1 protein-coding gene is annotated in these 2,099 nt (G+C 72.8%); it reads right to left on the bottom strand.

Going from position 1 to position 2,099, the window contains the following annotated elements; all coding sequences use genetic code 11:
- Window positions 1-641: 641 nt before the first annotated feature.
- On the bottom strand, window positions 642-2,099 hold a 1,458-nt coding region (locus AC5LUJ_RS16295), incomplete at its 5' end, for a bifunctional glycosyltransferase family 2/GtrA family protein (protein WP_493465234.1).

Below are 2,099 nucleotides of genomic sequence, written 5' to 3'. Positions count from 1 at the left end.
CCCGGACCGGGGGCCGCCGACGGGCTGGGCGCTTCTGGTGGGCTGGTTCGACAGAGTGGCGAAAGCAACCAGGCTCCTGCTCGCCGAAAGCGCCCGCATCTGGCCGAGGGCGGGCCGCTCAGGCCTGTGATCCGCCTGCTCCGCCACCGCCGCTACCGACCGGGACGGCGGCGGCCCAGCCGCCGGGTGCCGTGACGCGTCCAGCCCGGCCGCCGGGTGCCGTGACGCGTCCGGCCCGGGCCGGGACAGGCCCGCCGGCTCGTTCGGCGACCATGTCTCCTCGTCGTCACCATCCGCGATTTCACGCGTCTCCCCCCGCGAGCCCACTAGAGGATCACCTCGTCGGCCGCCCCGGGAGTCGGGGCCTCCTCGGACCACGCGAGTATCCTCCGGTCAGGTTCGCACGGCGGCGGTTGTGCCGATGTCGTCGAAACAACGATATTAAGCGTATCCGCCACAGGTTTCCGCGACGCAACTCGCCTGGATCCGCACGGTCATATGATGACGTTGCGTGATCGAATCGTACTCGCATCCCGACACTCGGCGAACCGGCACCGCGGCTCCCCGACCACGGTCACAGCCCTTCCCAGCACGTGCTTCCCCCACCGGCATCCGGTCAGAGCGCCCCGTCGGTGGACGGGTCACCCCCGGTGCGGATGACGCCCGGTGGAGGTACCGCGAGGACGAGGGGAGCGGGCGGGATGGAAGACCCAGGCCCGCATCAGCACGAACCGCACCACCGTGGCCAGCACACCGCTGAGCAGCACGGTGACGATCTCGACAAGAACCCCGGACGACGACCAGAGCGCGTGCAGCAGCCCGAGGCCGGCGGAGGACGCCGCGAGCCCCAGCACGAACACCACCCCGGACTCGGCGAACTGGCGCAGCGCCCCCTCGCCACCCACCTGCCCGAACGTCAGGCGCCGGTTGGCCCAGGTGTTGCCCACCGCCGTGCCGAGCAGCGCGACGGAGTTGGCTGCGAAGGACGGCACCCCGCCCTCGCGCAGCAGCGCGTAGGCGACAACGTAGGCGAGGGTCGAACACACCCCGATCGCCGCGAACGTCCTGAGCTGGCGGCCCATGTCACGAGGCAGCCGCGCGGCCCGGACCTGTGGTGGCAGCTCCACCCCGGCCCGGCCGGCGAGGATGCGGCGCGCGACCCGGATCATTCCGCGGATGTCCTCCATCGCGGTCGCCACGACGTCGACCCGCGAGTCCGGGTCATCGGTCCAGTCCACCGGCACCTCGTGGATGCGCAGGCCGTTGCGTTCGGCCAGCAGCAGCAGTTCGGTGTCGAAGAACCAGTGGTCGTTCTCGACGGCGGGCAGCAGCGCGCGGGCCACGTCCGCCCGCACGGCCTTGAACCCGCACTGGGCGTCCCGGAAGGAGGTGTGGAAGGCCACCCGCAGCATCGAGTTGTAGCAACGCGAGATGATCTCCCGCTTCGGCCCGCGGACGACCCGGGAGCCGCGGACGAGCCGGGAGCCGATCGCGACGTCCGAATGGCCTGACAGCAGGGGCGCGACCAGGGGCAGGAACGCCTCCAGCCCACTGGAGAGATCGACGTCCATGTAGGCCACGACGTCGGCGTCCGAGGACGACCAGGCCGCCCGCAGAGCCCGGCCGCGGCCCTTGGCCTCCAGCCGCGTCACACGGACCCGGCCGAGCTCGTCGGCCAGGCGCCGCGCGACGAGCGGGGTCGCGTCGGTGCTGGCGTTGTCGGCGATCGTGATACGCCAGCCGAAGGGGAAGCGGCGGGTCAGGTAGTCGTACAGCCGGCGGATGCTGCCGTCGAGGGCCTCCTGCTCGTTGTAGACGGGGACGACCACCTCGACGAGTGGCTGCGGGCGCCACCGCGCCGGCGGCGTCCCGCACGGCCGTGGCACCACCGTGGCCCGGCCGGCGGACACGGCCCGGCCGTCGGCTCCGAACACGCCCTGTGACGGGATCGTCCGCGAACCGTCGGGCCGGGCTCCCGCCAGGACGCCGGCGCTCCCGGGAGCGTCGAGCCCCGGTTCCGCGAGGACGCCGACGGGCACAGCACCGGCGGGCACAGCACCGGCGGGCACAGCACCGGCGGGCACAGCACCGGCGGGCAC

This window comes from Protofrankia sp. CiP1_Cm_nod3 (assembly GCF_982290655.1).
This window is presented reverse-complemented; position numbering and strand designations above follow the sequence as displayed.